Below are 586 nucleotides of genomic sequence, written 5' to 3' on the forward strand. Positions count from 1 at the left end.
CTGGGAGAAATAAGTCCAGCACCCGAGAACCTGATCAATCGCGACTTCCATGCAAAAGCGCCGAATGTGAAGTGGCTGACAGACATCACCGAGTTCCAGATCCCAGCAGGCAAGGTGTACCTTTCGCCCATCATCGACTGCTTCGATGGCATGATCATCAGTTGGTCGATTGGAACGCAGCCGGACGCGGGGCTGGTCAATACTATGCTGGATGCAGCTATCGAGACCGTGACAGACAGCGCGGAACGACCAATCGTCCATTCCGATCGCGGAGCCCATTACCGTTGGCCAGGTTGGCTTACGCGGATCAGCGGCGCGAAACTCGTTCGTTCAATGTCCCGAAAGGGCTGCTCACAAGATAACGCCGCTTGCGAAGGGTTCTTCGGCCGATTGAAAACGGAACTCTTCTACCCACGCGACTGGAAGGCCATTACAATCGAACAGTTCATTGCCGAAGTAGACGCTTATATCCGCTGGTACAATGAGAAGCGGATCAAGATATCGCTGGGATCACTCAGCCCGATCGAGTATCGAAGAATCCTTGGCCTTAACCCATAAATCAGTCCAACTTTTTATCCGCATCCCC

At 53.4% G+C, this 586-nt stretch carries 1 protein-coding gene; it reads left to right on the plus strand.

Features of this window, described 5'->3' with window-relative positions; all coding sequences use genetic code 11:
* The coding region (locus tag BJF95_RS00015; RefSeq protein ID WP_139317330.1) for an IS3 family transposase at positions 1-558 on the plus strand (558 nt) is incomplete at its 5' end.
* Positions 559-586: the final 28 nt, after the last annotated feature.

Source organism: Rhizobium oryziradicis (genome assembly GCF_001939045.1).
Classification (GTDB): domain Bacteria; phylum Pseudomonadota; class Alphaproteobacteria; order Rhizobiales; family Rhizobiaceae; genus Allorhizobium; species Allorhizobium oryziradicis.